Genomic DNA, 18,783 nt, shown 5'->3' with positions numbered 1-18,783 from the left:
TCAGTGAACGCAGGGTGGCCGGTAGCCGTCGACCTCGAGCCCCTGGAACTCCAGGTCGTTCTTCGTGTTGCCGACGAACACCAGGCCGCGGGCGTCGTCGAGGGCCTCGGCGAGCGGGTAGGACGGCTTGCCGAGCGCCGGCAGGTACGTCCAGTTCTCCGCCTTGAAGCTGAAGAACCGCTTCACGAGCCGGCCGCCGGTGGACGGGATCTCGGTGACCCACTTGTCGCCGCCGCTCCAGAACTCGGCGGGCCGCAGCTGGACGTGCAGGTCGTCGGTGGCGCGGTAGGTGAGCCAGAACCCGCGCGAATCGGACAGGTCCGCCTGTGCCTCGAACCTGTTGCCCAGCCACACGACCATGACGGCCCAGTCGTCGGCGAGGAACTTGATCTTCGCGGTGTGGTCGTGCCGTCCCTTCGGCACGAGGATGCTCCCGGTCGCGGGTTCCGTGGCACCTTCGCCACTGGCGATCCACTGCTGGTACCGGTCGATGGACGGGGTGGCGCACTCGCGGCCGTGCGAGGCGTTCGCGACCGCGGTCGAGCCGAGGGTGAACAGCAACGCGCACGCGATCACCGCGACGCGTCCGGACGTCGATTTCAGGCGCATCCCGCGGACCGTAGCGGAAATTGGTATGAACCATTCTCCTTCACCGTTGACAGCCGTCCCACCCGGCCGCGCGGCCTACAACCTGATCAGGGCCTGGACGGCGAGGTGGTCGGTCGGGTACTGGCCGTCCCGCTGGAAGGCGTTGATCGCGGCCGCCTCGACCGTGACGCCGCGGGTGAGGATCCAGTCGATGCGCGGACCGTCCGGCACCGGCTGGCCGAACCCGTGGAACGTCCCGTAGGCGGGGGTGGTCCGCGGCCCGGCGACCCAGGTGTCGGTCAGGATCGACGTGAGGGTGGCGTAGGCCGGTGAGCCGGGCACGTCGTTGAAGTCACCGGTGACGACCACCGGCAACGTCTGCGCGGCGAGCCGGTCGCGCACGAACTCGGCCGAGCACAGGCGCGCGGTCGCCGACTCGTGGTCGAAGTGGGTGTTGACCAGCACGAACTGCTTGCCCGTGAGGCGGTCCGCGAACCTGACCCAGGTGACCATGCGGACCACGTTGTTGCCCCACGACCGCGAGGCGACGACGTTCGGCGTGTCGGACAGCCACTCGTGGTCGAACTCGAGCGGTTGCACCCGGATGGTGTCGAAGAAGACCGCCATGAACTCGTCGCGGCTGCCGCCCGCCCGGCCGAGGCCGATCCAGTCGTAGTGGTCCGGCAGGTCGTGCGCGATGTCGCCGAGCTGCCCGTACAGGCCCTCCTGCGTGCCGATGACGGTCGGCAGCGTGCTCATCAGCAGCTGCGCCATCACCGGCCGTCTCGTGGCCCACGAGTTCGGCTCGGCGTCCGAGGCGTACCGCAGGTTCAACGACATCACGCTCAAGGTCGACACCGTGCCGAGCATGGCACAGGCCTGCCCCGGGGAAGGGGCAGGCCCGCGTTCACCTAGGCGGGCGCGTAGCCGGTCGGCGTGCTGGTGAACGTGCCGCGGCCCTGCGTCCGGCTGCGCAACGCCGTCACGTAGCCGAACATCTCCGCCAGCGGCACGCTCGCCGTCACGACCGCCTCACCGGCTCTCGCCCGCGAGCCGAGGATCCGGCCGCGCCGCGAGGCCAGGTCGCCCAGCACACCACCGAGGTGCTCCTCCGGCACGGTGACCGCGACCTCGGCGATCGGTTCGAGCAGTGTCGTGGCACCCGCCTTCAGCGCCTCGCGCAGCCCGAGCCGTCCCGCCGTGCGGAACGCCATCTCCGACGAGTCCTTGACGTGCGTGGACCCGTCGGTGAGCGTCACCCGCAGGCCGGTCACCGGATGGCCCAGCGGCCCCTCGGCGAGCGCGTCCCGGCAGCCCTGCTCGACCGCGCGGACGAACTCCCGCGGCACCCGGCCGCCGGTGACGGTGCAGTGGAACTCGAACCCGGTCTCCAGCGGTTCGGTGTCGATCACCACGTGGGCGAACTGGCCCGCACCTCCGTCCTGCTTCACGTGCCGGTAGACGAATCCCGTGACACCGTTCGCGACGGTCTCGCGGTAGGACACCCGTGGGCGTCCCATTCTGATTTCGACGCGGTGGCTCGTGCGAGCCTTCTGCACCGCGACCTCCAGCTGCAGCTCGCCCAGGCCGGACAGCACGGTCTGGCCGGTTTCCGGGTCCGTCCTGACCTGCAGGGACGGGTCCTCGTCGACCAGGTGCGCCAGCGCCTCGGCCAGCCGGGCGCTGTCCGCGCTGGTCCTCGCCTCCACCGCCACCGACACGACGGGGTCGGCCGACACCGGCGGTTCGAGCAGCAGAGGAGCGTCCGGCGCGCACAGGGTCGCCCCGATGCGGGCCGACCTCAGCCCGACGAGTGCCACGATGTCCCCCGCGACGGCCCGGTCGACCGGCGTGTGCCGGTCGGCCTGGACGCGCAGGACCCGGCCGACGCGCTCGCCACGGCCGGCCACGAGGACCGTCTCTCCCTTGTGGAGGGTGCCCGAGTAGACGCGGACGTACGCCAGCCGTCCGGTGGCGGTGGAGTTCACCTTGAACACCAGCGCCGCGAGCGGCGCGTCCGGATCAGCCTCCCGTTCCTCGCCGTCGACGCCCCGCACCGGCGGAACGTCCACAGGGGACGGCAGGTACGCGATCACCGCGTCCAGCAACGGTTCGACACCGCGGTTGCGGTAGGCCGAGCCGCACAGCACGACGGTTCCGCTGCGCTGCAACGTCAACTCCCTCAGAGCGTTCTCGAGCGTCTCTTCGGACAACCCTCCCGCGAAGAACTCCTCGACGGCGTCGGGGTGCAGCTCCGCCACCGCCTCCTCCAACAGCCTGCGGCGGCGTTGTGCCTCCGCCAGCAGCGCTTCCGGCACGGGTCCCTCGGTCATCCCGTCGTCGTCCCAGACCAGCGCCCGCAGGCGCACCAGATCGACGACACCGCGGAACCCGTCCTCCGCGCCGATCGGCAGCTGCACGACGAGCGGCACGGTGTGCAGGCGCGTGCGGATCGACTCGACGGCGTCGTCCAGGTCCGCGCCCGCCCGGTCGAGCTTGTTGACGAACGCGATCCTCGGCACGCCGTGCCGGTCCGCCTGCCGCCACACCGACTCGCTCTGCGGTTCCACCCCGGCCACGCCGTCGAACACCGCGACCGCCCCGTCGAGCACGCGCAGGGACCGTTCGACCTCGTCGGAGAAGTCGACGTGCCCCGGCGTGTCGATGAGGTTGACGCGGTGGCCGTCCCACGTGCAGGTGACCGCCGCGGCGAAGATCGTGATGCCGCGGTCGCGCTCCTGCGGGTCGAAGTCCGTGACGGTGGTGCCGTCGTGGACCTCGCCGCGCTTGTAGGTGCTGCCGGTGGCGTACAGGACGCGTTCGGTGAGCGTGGTCTTGCCCGCGTCGACGTGGGCGAGGACGCCGATGTTGCGGACAGCGTTCAACGTGATCGTGCGCATGGTCGTGTGCCTTTGGTGTCAAGGACTTGCGGGGTCAGCGCGATGACCCGACGAACACCTTCGAAGGGGTTCGTCAGACACTCCGGTGCCCGGCGCGCAGCGAGCAGCCGGGGCGCGGAGACACGAGGATCACGTCGAAACGGGACGGGAGGACGACGGTGGTGCGCACGGCCGTTCCCCTCTCGTCGTCCCAGGTGATGTTGATCGTGGAGCGTAGACGTCGTGAGCGGCGCCTCACAACGCTTTTAGGAACACCTCCACCATGCTCGACGTTGCTACGGGTATGCGACTGTGCTTGCTCGGCGACTCGATCGCCGCCGGTGTCGGCAGCACCCGCCGGGAGGACACGCTCGGCCCGTTGCTCGCCACCCGCCTCCGCGCCGCCGGACACCACGTCGACCTCCGCGTGCACGCCGTCGCCGGCGCCCGCTCGGCCGACCTGCGGTCCCAGGTGCGCGCCGCGGTGGCGGGCGGGATCGACATCGCGGTGGTCGTGATCGGCGCGAACGACCTCACCAGGTTCGTCCCGGCCCAGGTCGGCGCGCAGCAGCTGCACGACGCCGTCGCGGACCTCCGCGCCGCCGGAGCCGAGGTGGTCGTCGCCACCGCACCGGACCTGAGCATCGTCTCGCACGTGCCGCCCGCGCTGCGCGACGTCGTGTCGGCCGTGAGCCGCGACTACGCGAGCGTGCAGCAGCAGGCCGTCATCAGGGCGGGAGGCGTGGTAGCCCACGTCGAGCGCGCCGTCACCCCGCGCTTCGCCTCCGACCCGTCGCTCTTCGCCGCCGACCGCTTCCACCCGTCCGCCGCCGGCTACCGCGAGATCGCCACCGCGCTCGCCCCCGCCGTGGAGTCCGTCGCGGCACGGCGGTCCGCCTGACCGATTGCGATCAAGGCCGTGACGTCGTACTGTCCGCACTAAGTTCAAGCATTGAACGAATGAGGTGGATGATGAGCACGCCCACTCCGGCGGACAAGTTCTCCTTCGGTCTGTGGACCGTGGGCTGGCAGGGTCGCGACCCCTTCGGCCACGCCACGCGGCCCGAGCTCGACGTGGTCGAGGCGGTGCACCGGCTCGCCGAGCTCGGCGCGTACGGCCTGACGTTCCACGACGACGACCTGTTCGGCTTCGACGCCACGCACCGCGACCAGCAGATCAGCCGGTTGCAGGGCGCGCTCGCCGAGACCGGCCTCGTCATCCCGATGGTGACGACGAACCTGTTCGAGCACCCCGTCTTCAAGGACGGCGGTCTGACCAGCAACGACCGCGGCGTGCGGCGGTTCGCGCTGCGCAAGGTGCTGCGCAACATCGAGCTGGCGGCCGAGCTCGGCGCCGGGACGTTCGTGCTGTGGGGCGGCCGTGAGGGCTCCGAGTACGACACCGCCAAGGACGTGCGGGCGGCGCTCGACCGGTACCGCGAGTCCATGAACCTGCTCACGCAGTTCGTCACCGACCGCGGCTACGACATCCGGTTCGCGCTCGAGCCCAAGCCGAACGAGCCTCGCGGCGACATCCTGCTGCCCACGATCGGGCACGCGATCGCGTTCATCTCCGAGCTGGACCAGCCGGAACTCGTCGGGCTCAACCCCGAGGTCGGGCACGAGCAGATGGCGGGCCTGAACTTCGTGCACGGCATCGCGCAGGCGCTGTGGCACGGCAAGCTGTTCCACATCGACCTCAACGGCCAGCGCAGCATCAAGTACGACCAGGACCTGGTGTTCGGCCACGGCGACCTGATGAACGCGTTCGCGCTGGTCGACCTGCTGGAGACCGCCGGCTACGACGGCCCGCGGCACTTCGACTACAAGCCGTCGCGGACCGAGGACATCAAGGGCGTCTGGGACTCCGCGCGCGCGAACATGGCGACGTACCTGCTGCTGCGCGACCGCGCCGCGGCCTTCCGCGCGGACCCCGAGGTGCAGGAGGCGCTGCAGATCGCGGGCGTCGCCGAGCTGGGCCAGCCGACCCTGAACGCCGGCGAGTCCTACGACGACCTGCTGAAGGACGACGACGGGTTCGACCCGAACCAGGCGGCCGAGCGCGGCTTCGGCTTCGTGCGCCTGAACCAGCTCGCGCTCGAGCACCTCACCGGAGCGCGCTGACATGACGCTGGTCGCCGGCGTCGACTCCTCGACGCAGTCGTGCAAGGTCGTGATCCGCGACGCGGAGACCGGCGAGCTCGTCCGCGAGGGGCGCGCCTCCCACCCGGACGGCACCGAGGTGCACCCCTCGCACTGGTGGTCCGCGCTGCAGACCGCGCTGTCCGACGCCGGCGGCCTGGACGACGTGGCGGCGCTCAGCGTCGCCGGTCAGCAGCACGGCATGGTCTGCCTCGACGAGAACGGCGAGGTGGTGCGCGAGGCGCTGCTGTGGAACGACACCCGTTCCGCGGCGGCGGCGGCGGACCTGACCGCCGAGCTCGGTGCCTCGCAGTGGGCGGCGCGCATCGGCCTCGTGCCGGTCGCGTCGTTCACCATCACGAAGCTCCGCTGGCTCGCCCAGCACGAACCGGCCAACGCCGGGCGCACCGCCGCCGTCTGCCTCCCGCACGACTGGCTGACGTGGCGGCTGCGCGGCACCGGCGACCTGGCCGACCTGGTCACGGACCGCTCGGACGCCTCGGGCACCGGCTACTTCGACTCGGCGACCGACTCCTACGTCCCTGACCTGGTGTCCCTGGGCCTGGGCCGCTCCGACGTGGTGCTGCCGCGCGTCCTCGGCCCGGCCGAGTTCGTCGAGGGCCCGGTCCGCCTGGGCGCCGGCGCGGGGGACAACGCCGCGGCGATGCTCGGCGTGGGCGGCGGCGTCGTGGTGTCCCTCGGCACCTCCGGCGTCGTGACGGCCACGAGCGACGTCCGCGCGGAGGACCCGTCGGGCATCGTCGCGGGCTTCGCCGACGCCACCGGCCGGTACCTGCCGCTCGCGTGCACCCTCAACGCCGCCCGCGTCCTGGACGCGACGGCGCGCATGCTCGGCGTGGACCTGGAGCAGCTCAGCACCCTCGCCCTCTCGGCCCCCGCGGGTGCCGAGGGACTGGTGCTGGTGCCGTACCTCGAAGGCGAACGGACGCCGAACCTGCCGGACGCCACCGGTGCGCTGCACGGCCTGACCCTGACCAACGCCACCCCGGCGAACATCGCCCGCGCCGCGGTCGAGGGCATGCTCTGCGGCCTCGCCGTCGGCCTGGACGCCCTGGTGTCGCAGGGAGCGGACGTCAGCGGCGTGCGGCTCGTGGGTGGCGCTGCCGCCTCACGCGCGGTGCGGGAGATCGCGCCGACGGTGTTCGGCGTGCCGGTCACGGTGCCGGCTCCGGGCGAGTACGTGGCGGACGGGGCGGCCCGGCAGGCGGCCTGGACGCTCACCGGCGGCGCGACGCCGCCGGAGTGGGCCGGAGCCGAGAGCACCCGGTACGAGGCTGATGCGGTGGCCTCGGTCCGGGAGCGCTACCGCGAGGCTTCCGAGCGGTACCTGACGCGATGACGGGGCGGAGGCCGGGCGTGGAGCGGCGAGGTGGCGGGGTGGGCCGGTCGAGGCCGGCCGCGACGCTGCCGCTCGCGCCCGGCCGTTCGCGGGCGGCACAGCACCCGCGCGCGCACCCCCGCACCCCCTCGCCGCGATACTGGGTCCGATGACCACAGCCGACCACCTGCGCCAGGTTCGCCTCGGCAACCTGCGGACGGTCCTGCTCGCCCTGGTCGACCGCCCCGGCTCCCGGGCCGACCTCGCCGCGCGCACGGGCCTCACCAAGGCGACCCTGTCCAACCTCACCGAGCCGTTGCTGGCCAACGGCATCCTCGTCGAGGAGCCCGCCACGCTGGCCGGCATGGGCAGGCCGTCCAAGCCGTTGCGCTTCCACCCCGACGGGCCGGTCGCGGTCGGGGCCGAGATCAACGTCAGCCACCTCGCCGTCGAGACGCTCGGGCTCGACGGCGAGACGCTCGACCGGCACCTCGTGCCCGCCGACATGCGCAAGGTCCCGGCGGACGAGGTGCTCGACCGCGTCGCCGCGCTGGTGCGCGAGGTCAGCGGACCGCGCAAGCTCCTCGGTGCCGGGCTCGCGATCCCCGGTGTCGTGCACGACGGCGTCGTGGTCCGCGCGCCCAACCTGCCGAAACTCGTCGGCGTGCCCCTCGCGGAAGGACTCACCGCACGGCTCGGCGTCGAGGTGGAGCTGGACAACGAGGCGAACCTCGCCGCGCTCGCCCACCTGTGGCCGAAGCACCTGGCGGGCGAGGACTTCGTGCACGTCACCGCGGACGTCGGCATCGGCGCGGGCGTCGTGCTGGGCGGCGAGGTGTACCGGGGGGCCAGCGGGTTCGCGGGCGAACTCGGGCACGTCGTGATCGAGCGCGACGGCGTCCGGTGCACCTGCGGCAGCCGCGGTTGTGTCGAGCGGTACGCGGGACTCGACGTCATCCTGCGCGAGGCAGGGCGCAGGCACCTCGACTCGCTCGGCAAGGCGTTGCGGGCCGGCGACCCCAGGGCGGTGGAGGCCGTGCGCAACGCCGGAGAGGCCCTCGGCGTCGGGATCGCGACGCTGATGAACCTCTTCGACGTCCCCACGGTCGTCCTCGGTGGCAGCTACGCCGTGCTGTACGACCACCTCAGCGAGGCCGTGCAGTCCGAAATGGACGGCAGGGTGCTCGCGGGAGGCGAACGGCACACGCGCCTGCTCGCCTCACCGCTCGGCGAGTTCGCGGTCGTCCGGGGCGCCGCGGGGTTGATCACGAGGCACGCCGTCCAGCAGCCCGAGCGCCTTTTCGCCTAGCCAGGACGCCCAGCACCGCGGCGGCAAGCCCCACCACGGCGGACACGTAGCCGCCGACGATGCCGTAGCCGGTTCCGGGACCGCCCTCGGCCATCAGCACGACCACCGCGCCGATCACCACCCCGGCCGCCCCCAGCGCCACGGCCACCAGCGCACCCCGGAGCCGAGCCAGCGCCGACACGCCGAACACGACACCCGCGATGCCCAGGGCCGCACCGACCAGGGACCACGCACGTCCAGCACTCAGTTCCCAAACAGCAATCACCATGCCGACAAGCCTGGCCGCGAGAACACCCCGGGGCGTCGTGCCGGCGCGGACAACGGCTACCGCGTCCGCGGTAGCCGGGAAGTCCTCCCGGCGCACGATCTACCAGCGGCGACAGGGGCCTAGGCTGCACGCATGAGCAGGCGCTGGCTGGACCGGTCGATCGCCGCCGGGGTCGCCGCGAGCCTGGTGGTGGCCGGGCACCCCGCCACCGGTCCGGGCTACGCGTTGCTGGCCGCGAGCGGGCTGGTGCTCGTCGCACGGCGGACGGCACCGCGAGCGGTGCTCGTGGCGACCGGCGTCCTCGCGCTCGGCTACCAGGCGACGGGCGCCGACGTGCCGGTGATCGCGTTCCTCTTCGCGGTCTACTCGACCATGCGGGCGGGCCACCGCGTCGTCACCCTCACCGGCTCCGTGCTGATGATCGCCTCCCTCCCCCTCGCCGCTCTCCTCTCCCCGCGCGACCTCACCACGTACGAGGCGTTCACGCAGACGCGGGACGTCCTGCAGATCGCGTGGCTCATCGCCGCGGCAGCCGCGGGCGAAGCACTGAGACAAGCCGAGAAACGAGCAGACGAAGCCGAACGCAGCAAAGAGGAAACGGCACGCAGGCGGGCCAACGAGGAGCGCCTCCACATCGCTCGCGAACTGCACGACTCGCTCACCCACCAGATCTCCGTGATCAAGCTGCAGGCCGAGGTCGCCGTCCACCTCGCCCGCAAGCGCGGCGAGGAACCACCCGAGCCGCTGCTCGTGATCCGGGACGCCGGCCGCGAAGCCGCCAGGGAGCTCCGGGCGACGCTGGAAGCGCTCAGGGACGACGGCAAGAACCCGCCGCACGGGATCGACGACGTTCCCGACCTCGTGCAGCGCGCCAGGTCCACCGGCCTGGACGCCCGGCTCACGATCGAGGGCCGCCACGACGACGTGCCGGCCGCCGTCGGCCGCACCGCCTACCGGATCGTGCAGGAGTCGCTCACGAACATCGCCCGTCACGCCGCCGCCGAGACCGCCCGGATCCACATCGACCGCACGCCGGAAGCGCTGGTCATCCGAGTCGACGACGACGGCACGGCGCAGCCGAAGGCAACAGCATCGGGCGTGGGCCTGCTGGGCATGCGTGAACGCGTCACCGCGCTCGGCGGCAGCCTCCAGGCGGCGCCGCGCTCCGAGGGCGGGTTCACCGTCCGTGCCGAGCTCCCGGTGGCACAACCGTGATCCGCGTCCTGCTGGTGGACGACCAGCCGCTGATCCGCAGCGGGTTCCGGGCGCTGCTCGACGCCGAGGACGACATCGAGGTCGTCGCCGAGGCCTCGAACGGGGCGGAAGGCGTTGCCAGAGCGAGGGAACACCGCCCGGACATCGCCCTGGTCGACGTCCAGATGCCGGAGGTCGACGGCATCGAGGCGACGCGGCGGATCGCCGCCGACCCGGACCTCACGGGCACGCACGTCGTGATCGTCACCAACTACGGCCTCGACGAGTACGTCTTCCACGCCCTGAAGGCGGGCGCGGCCGGGTTCCTGGTCAAGGACGTCGAGCCGGAGGACTTCCTGCACGCCGTCCGGGTCGCGGCCCGCGGCGACGCGCTGCTCGCCCCGTCGATCACCCGCCGCCTGATCGACCGGTACGTGAGCCAGCCGCCGCGGCCGAAGCAGTGCCTCGACCAGCTCACCAACCGCGAGCGCGAAGCCCTCGTGCTGGTCGCGCGGGGCCTGTCGAACGACGAGATCGCCGCGACCATGGTGATCAGCCCGCTCACCGCCAAGACGCACGTCAACCGGGCGATGGCGAAGCTGCACGCCCGCGACCGCGCCCAGCTCGTGGTCATCGCCTACGAGTCGGGCCTCGTCGTGCCGCAGGCGCCCGAGCGCAGGTAGGCCTCCGCGCCGTCCGGCCCTCCTGTCCCGCATGGATTCCAGGCCTCGTGGACACGGTGAGCGACCCCACAGCCCGCGCGGAAACACCGCGGGCACGGTTCCCGTTGTACAGATTGGTCGGTGCGGTCCGTGTCCCCCGGGCCTCATCTCAAAGCCTTCGCGGAAGACCGTTCGGCTGGTACCGCGTCGAGCCCCTCGCCGAGAGGCGACCGCCGCACCGACTTCCACCAAAGCCCGTCCCCAGGCCGCAGCTCTCCCCGACAGGTAGCCTGGGGACGCCGGGCCGGCGCGGAACTCTCCTGCCGCGTCGGCCACCCGAACTCACGCGTTGCGACACAACAGAACCGCGGGCGGTTGCTCCACCTGACCGGTGAGCCACCACACAGATCACGTTGGAACACAACGGAAGTCCGCACCGTTGAACCAGACGGTCGGTGTGGAACGAGTCCCCGGGCCCCACCAGACAGCCTTCGCGGAACACCGTTCGGCAGGAGCCGCGTCGTGCACACCGCCGAGAGGCGACCACCACACCGACCACAAGCCACGCCCTCGGGCCGCCCACCCCCCAGCCGGCCCGAGGGCCTTCCCACTCCGACACCCCTTGCCCGTCAAGGAAAAACACTTCCCAGCGGTGAGTCACAACACAGATCACCGTTGGAACACAACAGAAGTCAGTTCTGTTGAACCAGACGGTCGGCGTGGAACGAGTCCCCGGGCCCCACCAGACAGCCTTCGCGGAACACCGGCGAGCCGGAGCCGCGTCGCGCACACCGCCGAGAGGCGACCGCCACACCGACCACCTCTACCCGCCCCCAGGCTGCCGTCCTCCCCCAGGCAGCGTGGGGGTTTCCGTCATTTCGCCGGGCGAGCTCGACCGCTGTGCGGCTGAGAGGAACCTGCGGCGGAGGTCATCTCCGAAGTCGGGTGAACAGCTCTTCTGCTTCTCGCGACAGGGCTTCGGCCTCCTCATCGCGGCCCAGTTCGCGCAGAGGGGCGACCATCCTCTCCAGGGTGTTGGCCACATGCCTGAGGTAGCCGTGGGCGCGCCGCAGGACGAGAGCCCGTTTGTAGTGCTCGATCGACCTGTCCGGACGGTGGGCGCGAAATTCCACGTAGCCCAGGGTTTCCCGGCAGGACGCCTCACCTTCCGGGTTGGGTTGCGCGGCGAGGGCCGCTTCGCCGAACGCGCGGGCCCGGCCGAGATCTCCGAGTCGGGCGGTGAACCACGCGACTGCGTTCAGGGCGTGTGCTTCGCTGACGGTGTCGTGGAGTTCCCGGGACAGACGCAGGTTCTCCTGGGCGTGGCGCAGGGCTTCGGCGTCTTCGTCCTGGCGACCGAGTGCCCACGCCAGGGCACGGTGGACGTGGGACAACTGGTGCACGTCGCCCAACTGCTCGGCGAGGACGCGTGCTTCCCGCAGGTGTGCCAAAGCCTCGGAGTAGCGGTGGGCCCGGGCCGAAGCCTCGCCGAGCCGCCGGTGCGAGGTGACCAGGGCTGGGTTTCGTGTCCGCTCGTGCAGCGTGAGGCTCCAGGTGCGGATGTCGGCGTCAGCCTGGTCTCGCCGGTGGTGGTAGGTGGTCAGCGTTCGCGCCAGATGCCGGACGACGTCGTGCCACCCGTGCTCCGCGGCGGTGTCCACAGCTGCGAGCAGGCACTGGTGTTCCGCATCGAACCAGGCCAGCGCCGCGTCGACGGCCGCGGGCGCTTCCGGCCGGCATCCGCGCGACATCGGCGGCAAGGGCGCAGGCGATCCGTGCGGCTGGAGACAGCGATCTGCGGCATGGGCGGTGTGCAGGTAGTGGTCGACCACGCGCCGCACGGCCTCGACGTCCTCGACACGGACCTGGGCCCGGACCAGGTCGTGCATGCGGTAGCGCCCATCGGCCTTCCTCTCCAGCAGGCACAGACGCTCCAGAGCAGGCAGTTCGGACGTCGATCCCGTCAGGCTGCCCACGGCGGCAGGGCCGATGTCCGGACCCGGCGCGGCGGCGAGCAGACCGAGCACACGCGACTGCGCGTCGGACAGCCCGCGCAACGACCACGACAGCACCGCCGGCACGCTGTTGCTCGGGTCCTCGTCGTCGAACTGCCCCAGCTCGTCGGCGATCCGCGCAAGCGGCGTCCCGGGAGACGTCTGGCCACGACTGGCCACGATCGCCAGGGCCAACGGCAGTCCCGCGCAGTGCCGCACGATCCTCCGCACCGCCTCGGGATCCGCATCGACTCGGACAGCTCCCAGTCGTGCGACCAGCAGGTCGCGGGACTCGGCGTCATCGAGCGGACCGAGCCGCAACTGCAGCGTTCCCCACCGGGTGACCAGCGAGGTCAGCTGGCGGCGGCTGGTCACCAGCACCGTGCAGGAAGACCCACCGGGCAGCAGCGGCTCCACCTGGGCCGCATCCGCGGCGTTGTCGAGCACCACCAGCAGCCGCTTGTCCGCGGTCAGACTCCGGTAGAGCGCCACCTGTGCGTGCGGATCGGGCGGGACGTCGAAGGCGTTGAGAGCGTCCAGGAAACCCCGCACCGCGACAGCGGGAGCCATGGGCTGGTCCGGGGAGAACCCCCGCAGGTCCACGAACAGCTGGCCGTCCGGGAACCGGTGCCGGTTGGCGTGTGCCCAGTGCACGGCCAGCCACGTCTTGCCCACACCGCCGATCCCGACTACCGCGTGCACTCCAGGGCTGCCGGCCAGACCGGCCAGGTCGGAGGTCCTGCCGACGAAGCGCGACGGCGAGGCGGGCAACTGCCGGGGCGCCGGCCGCCCAGTCCGGACGACGACCTCGCCTGCCTGCACGACAGTCCCCGTGACATCGCCGTTGACGACGTTGTGCACCCTGAACCGCTCAGGCATTCGACCAGGATGCACCGGCCGGTGGAGCACCACCAGCTCTCGATGGCAGCAGGTATCCCTTCCGGTTCCGTCCGGGTACCGGCCCACCTCTCCGTTCTTGCCGCGCACCCGCAGATCGCACAGGCTGCGCAGGTTGTCGGACGGTCCTGCGCTGTCCGCGGGAACCGAGCCGCGCGACCACGAACGCCACTACCCGGTCAAGGCCGCCGGGGCTCCCCGGCGGCAGGAGGCACCGATCCCCCTCGTACGAGCTTCGTGACCCCCGACCGGCAGGCCAACGCCTGCCGGTGGACGGAGAACACCCGCAGGCACGGTCGTGATCGGCAGCGCGGAACCGGCCGCTCAGGCCACCCCGGCGGCGATCAGCTTCTCCCAGATCTCGCTCTGGTCCACCACCTCGACACCGAGCTTCTCCGCCTTCGTCAGCTTGCTCGCGCCGACGCCCTCGCCCGTGATGAGCAGGTCGGTGGTGGCCGAGACCGAGGAGGCGGCGGTGGCGCCGGCTCGTTCGCACATCTTCTGGAACGCCGGGCGGGTGACCTTCTCGCCGGAGCGCGGGTCGCTGATGGAGCCGGTGATGACGACCGATTTGCCTTCGAGCGGCGCGCCCGCGACGACGACGGGCGGGAGGTCTTCGGAGCGGACGTCGAGGGAGACGCCCCGGGCTCGCAGCCGTTCGATCTCCGGGCGCAGGCGCTCGAGGTGGTGGGTGAGGGACTCGGCGACCTTGGTGCCGATGTCCTCCACGGCGACGAGCTCGTCGACGCCCGCGTCGGCGACCTCTTCCAGGGAGCCGAAGCCCGCTCGGCAGAGGCGGGCGGCGGTGCCTTCGGAGGCCATCGGGATGGACAGGCCGATCAGGGCTCGGCGCAGGCCCACGGCCCGGCTGCGGTCGATCGACTCGATCATGCGGGTGGCGGAGACCTCGCCCACGCGGTCGAACTCCAGCAGGCGTTCCTTGGTGAGGGTGTAGAAGTCGGACGGGTTCACCAGGTCGCCGGTTTCGGCGAGGCGTTCGATCCAGACCTGGCCGATGGCGTCGATGTCGGCGGCGGCGCGGGAGGACCAGTGGATCAGGCGGCGCACGGTCTGGGCAGGGCAGGCCGCGTTCGTGCAGAACAGCTCGCGGCTGTTGCCCTGTTCGCTCAGCGGCTGGGCGCAGGAGGGGCACTGCGACGGCGGCACGATCTCGCGCTCCTCGCCGGTGCGCTTCGACTCGTCCAGGACGCCCGCGACGAACGGGATGACGTCGCCCGCGCGGCGGACCAGGACCGTGTCGCCGATCTTGATGCCGCGGGAGCGGATGACCTCCTGGTTGGCGAGCGTCGCGCGGGTGACGGTGGTGCCGCCCACGAACACCGGCTCGAGCCACGCCACCGGGGCGATCTTGCCCGTCTTGCCGACGTCCCACCTCACGTCGAGCAGGACCGTCGTCTTCTCCTCGGCGGCGAACTTGTAGGCGATGGCGCCGCGCGGGGACGACGAGCGGGTGCCGGCGGCGGCGAACGCGTCGCGGTTCGCCAGGCGCAGCACGGCTCCGTCGAGGTCGTAGTCGAGTGCGTTGCGGGCCTGTTCGATGCCGCTGATGAGCTCCTGCGCTTCGGCCGCGGTGGTGCAGTGGCGCATCTCGGCGACGCTGAAGCCGAGCTTGCGCAGGCCCGCGTCGAGGTCGGAGTCGGCGCTCTCGGGCTCGGTCGTCAGGTCGAAGGCGAAGAACTGCATCCGCCTGCCCTCGACGGCTTTCGGGTCCTTCGCGCGCAACGTGCCGGCCGCCGCGTTGCGCGGGTTGATCAACGGCTTGTCCGGGTGCGCCTTGTTGTACTCGTCGAACGTCGAGCGCAGCATCACGCACTCGCCGCGCACCTCGACGCGGCCCGGCGCGTCCACCTTGTCCGGCACACCGTCGCACAGCGCGCGCGTGAGGAACGTGACGTCGTCACCCGTCGTGCCGTCCCCACGCGTCACAGCGCGCGCAAGGCGGCCGTTCTCGTACACGAGCGCCAACGACAGACCGTCGAGCTTCGGCATGACGACGACCGGCTGGCCCGGGAACCGCGAGAAGAACGCCTCGACCTGCTCGGGCTTGTTCGCCTTCTCCAGCGACAGCATCGGCCGTGAGTGCCGCACCGGCGCGTGCAGCACCGACGGCGCACCCACGTGGTCCAGCGGGTTGTCCGCCGGCGCCAGCTCCGGGTGCTCGGCGATCAGCGAGCGGAACTCGTCCTCGATCGCGTCGTACTCGGCGTCCACCACCAGCGGCTCGCCCTGGTAGTACGCGTCACGCAGCTCGACGATCCGCGCGGCGAGCTCCTGAATCCGGTCCCCAGCACTCATGGACGGGACGTTACCGGGCGGCACCGACAAAAATGGACGGTCGTACCCGGAGACGTGCTCGAGTCGCGCCGGAGCTCACTCGAACAACCCGATCTCGTGAGCCGCGGTCCCCGCCCGGTAGACCAGGTCCGGCCGGTGCTGCCGGATCTTGCCGAAGTCAACGGACCGCAGCACCGCCATCAGGTCCACCCGCCGGTGCGGCGGATGCCGGTAGCCCTGTTCGTGGAGCCTCAGCCACGCGTCCAGCACCGCGATCTCGGTGCCGTGGTCCACGCGCGGCACCCCGAGACCGTCGACGATGTCGAGCAACGCCGAGTCGGGGCCGCCCCTGCCGATGCGGTCGCAGAGCTGCACGACGAACGAGCTGCCCTCGGCCAGTCCGGTCTTCGCCAGCTCCCGCAGCGTTTCCGGGCTCACCGTGATGTCGCGGCGCAGGCACTCCAGCACCAGGTCCGGGTACCTGTCCGCCCACCGCAGGTAGTGCACGGCGCGTTCCCAGGGCGGGACCGGTGACGCGGCGAGCTGGACCAGCGCCCGTGCGTAGTGGACGTCGTAGCGGCTGACCGGCAGAGCCTCGAACGCGTGGTTGAACTCGTTGCCCGCCGGGTCGCCGGTGAAGCGGGCCTCCCTGGCCGCCTCGCGCAACGACGTCCTCCCCGCGAGGCCGTTGGTGTCCACAGTGGCCGGCACGGACATCCCGATCCCGAGCACCGGCACGGGCGGTTCGTCCCAGCGCACGTAGAGCGACTCGATCAGGGTGCGCCACTCGCCGTCCGACAGCTGCGACTTCCAGAACGTCGTCAGCTTCGGCCAATCGTCCACGCCGATGTCGCGCGACGAGCACAGCGGCGTGAGCACGACCGACAGCAGCACGAGGTTGAGGCTGTAGACGGCGTGCCGGGCGGGCACCGTCCGCCGCACCGGCTGGTAGGCCTCGAACGACCGCGGCCTCGCCTGCTGCGACAGCGCGAACAGCTTCGTGACCAGGTCGGCGAGCACGGTCCGGTTCTCCGCCTTGCCCGCCTGCTCGACCAGGAACTCGATCACCGGGACGCTCGAGGTCAGCGGGGTGAACGACAGCAGGGCGTACAGGAAGCTGTCGTCGACCTGCGCCCCGGTGATGCGCCGGGGCCGCGAGGCGCCGTCGTGCAGGTCCATGAGCGCACACCACGTCAACCGCGCGACCAGGTACTCGCCGAAGGTCGCGTGGAGGAACTCATACGTGCGCAGCTCCTCCTCGTCACGCATGGCCTTCGCGCACTGCACGAAGAAGAAGCGGCCGACCACGCGGTCGGACTCGCTCAACGGTTTGCGCATCCCGTTGCGCGGCACGGGGTTCCCACCGCGCAGCAACGTCGTCATGTCCTCGTCGATGTCGCTTTCGGCGACCCACTGACCGCCGCGGTGGAACATCGCGAAGGCGACCACCGACAGCCGTTCCAGCTCCCGCTCGACCAGCTCGCACCCGGTCTCGGACTCGGCGGCCGACGCGTCGTACTTCCTGCCCACCTCCCGGCTCGCGAAGCTGTAGAGGAGCTTCTCGTAGAGGTCTGCGCGGCCGAGGCTGTCCGCTTGTCGTTGCAACGCGTTGCCGGAGGCGTCGTAGAGGGCGAGCATCAGCAGCAGGAGCGGCTGTTCGGCGAGCACGCGGTGCACGAGCACCTCGCCCACCGGCAACGGCTTGAGGTCGTGCTCGGCGAAGTAGCGCTCGTTCGACGAGTTCCACACGGCCAGCCACGCCGCCATGTTGTCCGCGGAGAACGGCACCAGCCGCAGCACGTCCGCGTCCGGCGGGATCCGCATGCCGCTGGACACGCTGATCCGGCTCGTCACGACGACCGCGACCGGGCGTCCCGCCTCGGCACGGCGCCGCTGGAACGTCTGGACGTGCTCGAGGAAGTCGGTCTGGGTCACCCCGGTCGCCTGCAGCAGCTCGTCGAACCCGTCGAGCAGCACCACGGGCAACGCGTCCCCGGCCTCGCGCGCCAGGGCGACGAAGCTGATGTCCTCCTGCAGCACGGCGCTGAGCCCCAGGTCGACCTGCCTGCGCAGGTCCTCCTCCGTCGCGACCGACCGCAGCTCGATCCGCACGGTCAGGAAGTCGCTCGCGGGCAGCCGGGCCGCCAGCACCTTGGTCAGCAGCGACTTGCCCGAGCCGGGATCGCCGAGCACCACCAGCGGGTGCGTCACGGCCTTCGGCGAGGTCAGGTAGCCGACGAGGTACTGGTGCAGGTCCGAACGCGCGGGCACCCCCTCCCACCACTCGAGCAGCGCCGGGGTGCAGCTGGGCGTCATCGGCACGACCTGGAAGTCCGGGTCGACGTAGGCGTCCCTGGTCAGGGGGATCTCCAGCTCCTGCGGCACCTGACCGGGGTCGATGATGGGCCGGTCGAGCACCGCGCGGTACCGGTTGGCGAGCTCGCGGCGGCGTTCGTCCGGCTCGGCACCGATCCGCGTGCTCTCCAGGCTCTCCTCCAGCCGGGCCAGACCGGCGCTGACGTGCGCGTTGTGGTGGGCCTGCAGCCAGTAGCCGAGCTCCTGGTACTCGACGACGAGCTTGCGGATCAGCTCCTCGTAGTGGCGGACCGCGGGTCCGTGCAGCCGCGTCAGCACCTCGTGGGTGTGCTCCCGCCGGTCGTCGTCGAGCCGCTGCCAGACGGCCTTGTCCTGGAGCAGCGTGAGCAGCTCGCGCCCGGCCCGCCGGTACTGCTCGCCCAGCACGCGCAGGTTCACCTCGTACGGGCGGTTCGCGCTGGGCAGCAGTCCGGAGCCGTCGAAGATGCTGCTCAGCCCCACCAGCGCGGTCTGGCCGGCCTTGTCGAGCCCGATGTCCTTGAGCTTGAACGGCAGGTCGACGGCTTTGAGCGCCTCGAACAGCCCGACGACCACGATCACCGTGTGCGCCGCGTGCAGCCGTTCGGAGTAGGAGTGCCGCGCCAGGCCGTGGCGCCGTTCGCCCAGCTTGAGGAGCAGTTCGCGGCTCAGCCGGACGAACTCCGTCTTGGCGTCGAACCACCCCAGCAGGTCCGAGACGGCGAAGGGGACGCCGCCCAGAAGAGCCGCGCCGGCGAGCTTGTCGAGCGCGTTGACCAGCGCACTGTCCTTCTTGCCGAGCAGTTTGACGGCGTCCGCGTACCCATAGGTCTTCCCCACCCGTCCGAGTCGATCAGCGATCCGGCCGCACGCGGCGTGCAG

The 18,783-nt window shown here is 71.4% G+C and carries 13 protein-coding genes; 6 read left to right on the top strand and 7 right to left on the bottom strand.

What is annotated here, in order from left to right; translation table 11 throughout:
• From L6E10_RS25845 to fusA, 3 genes are all read right to left on the bottom strand, one after another.
• Entirely contained in the window at nucleotides 1-609 is a 609-nt protein-coding gene (locus L6E10_RS25845; RefSeq protein WP_236222236.1) for a hypothetical protein, read from the bottom strand.
• A 75-nt stretch (nucleotides 610-684) separates the two neighbouring features.
• Nucleotides 685-1,446, bottom strand: coding sequence for an endonuclease/exonuclease/phosphatase family protein (locus tag L6E10_RS25840; protein ID WP_236222234.1), 762 nt, complete (start codon nucleotides 1,444-1,446; stop codon nucleotides 685-687).
• Between the two features lie 53 nt (nucleotides 1,447-1,499).
• Nucleotides 1,500-3,488, bottom strand: coding sequence for an elongation factor G (fusA, locus tag L6E10_RS25835; RefSeq protein ID WP_236222232.1), 1,989 nt, complete (start codon nucleotides 3,486-3,488; stop codon nucleotides 1,500-1,502).
• A gap of 262 nt (nucleotides 3,489-3,750) precedes the next feature.
• On the opposite strand from fusA, the gene L6E10_RS25830 reads away from it, so the two are divergent.
• The 4 genes from L6E10_RS25830 (at nucleotide 3,751) to L6E10_RS25815 (ending at nucleotide 8,257) form a co-directional block, all read left to right on the top strand.
• Nucleotides 3,751-4,368 (top strand): SGNH/GDSL hydrolase family protein, encoded by a 618-nt coding sequence (locus L6E10_RS25830; protein ID WP_236222230.1) that lies wholly within the window; start codon nucleotides 3,751-3,753, stop codon nucleotides 4,366-4,368.
• A 68-nt stretch (nucleotides 4,369-4,436) separates the two neighbouring features.
• Nucleotides 4,437-5,591 (top strand): xylose isomerase, encoded by a 1,155-nt coding sequence (gene xylA, locus L6E10_RS25825; RefSeq protein ID WP_236222425.1) that lies wholly within the window; start codon nucleotides 4,437-4,439, stop codon nucleotides 5,589-5,591.
• 1 nt (nucleotide 5,592) lies between these two features.
• Nucleotides 5,593-6,969 (top strand): xylulokinase, encoded by a 1,377-nt coding sequence (xylB, locus tag L6E10_RS25820; RefSeq protein WP_236222228.1) that lies wholly within the window; start codon nucleotides 5,593-5,595, stop codon nucleotides 6,967-6,969.
• Between the two features lie 148 nt (nucleotides 6,970-7,117).
• Nucleotides 7,118-8,257 (top strand): ROK family protein, encoded by a 1,140-nt coding sequence (locus tag L6E10_RS25815; protein WP_236222226.1) that lies wholly within the window; start codon nucleotides 7,118-7,120, stop codon nucleotides 8,255-8,257.
• Here the strand turns inward: L6E10_RS25815 and L6E10_RS25810 are convergent.
• Nucleotides 8,214-8,525 (bottom strand): DUF6223 family protein, encoded by a 312-nt coding sequence (locus L6E10_RS25810; protein WP_236222224.1) that lies wholly within the window; start codon nucleotides 8,523-8,525, stop codon nucleotides 8,214-8,216. The genes L6E10_RS25815 and L6E10_RS25810 overlap by 44 nt on opposite strands.
• Before the next feature lie 132 nt (nucleotides 8,526-8,657).
• Between L6E10_RS25810 and L6E10_RS25805 the strand changes: the two genes are divergently transcribed.
• Both L6E10_RS25805 and L6E10_RS25800 read left to right on the top strand, forming a co-directional pair.
• A complete protein-coding gene (locus tag L6E10_RS25805; RefSeq protein WP_236222222.1) occupies nucleotides 8,658-9,740 on the top strand; it encodes a sensor histidine kinase in 1,083 nt (360 codons plus the stop codon).
• On the top strand, nucleotides 9,737-10,402 hold the full coding sequence (locus L6E10_RS25800) for a response regulator transcription factor (protein ID WP_236222220.1): 666 nt from the start codon (nucleotides 9,737-9,739) through the stop codon (nucleotides 10,400-10,402). The genes L6E10_RS25805 and L6E10_RS25800 overlap by 4 nt, the downstream gene beginning before the upstream one ends.
• Before the next feature lie 908 nt (nucleotides 10,403-11,310).
• On the opposite strand, the gene L6E10_RS25795 is transcribed toward L6E10_RS25800, so the two are convergent.
• The 3 genes from L6E10_RS25795 to L6E10_RS25785 form a co-directional block, all read right to left on the bottom strand.
• Nucleotides 11,311-13,254 carry an NB-ARC domain-containing protein gene (locus L6E10_RS25795; protein WP_236222218.1) on the bottom strand — a complete coding sequence of 648 codons (1,944 nt, stop codon included), beginning with the start codon at nucleotides 13,252-13,254 and terminating at the stop codon, nucleotides 11,311-11,313.
• 342 nt (nucleotides 13,255-13,596) lie between these two features.
• The gene (gene ligA, locus L6E10_RS25790; protein ID WP_236222216.1) at nucleotides 13,597-15,588 is read right to left on the bottom strand and encodes an NAD-dependent DNA ligase LigA; all 1,992 of its coding nucleotides are present in this window, start codon (nucleotides 15,586-15,588) and stop codon (nucleotides 13,597-13,599) included.
• 75 nt (nucleotides 15,589-15,663) lie between these two features.
• Nucleotides 15,664-18,741 carry an NACHT domain-containing NTPase gene (locus L6E10_RS25785; RefSeq protein WP_236222214.1) on the bottom strand — a complete coding sequence of 1,026 codons (3,078 nt, stop codon included), beginning with the start codon at nucleotides 18,739-18,741 and terminating at the stop codon, nucleotides 15,664-15,666.
• Between the last annotated feature and the right edge of the window lie 42 nt (nucleotides 18,742-18,783).

Origin of the sequence: Lentzea sp. CC55 (assembly GCF_021056325.1) — a bacterium.
Lineage (GTDB): Bacteria > Actinomycetota > Actinomycetes > Mycobacteriales > Pseudonocardiaceae > Lentzea > Lentzea jiangxiensis.
This window is presented reverse-complemented; position numbering and strand designations above follow the sequence as displayed.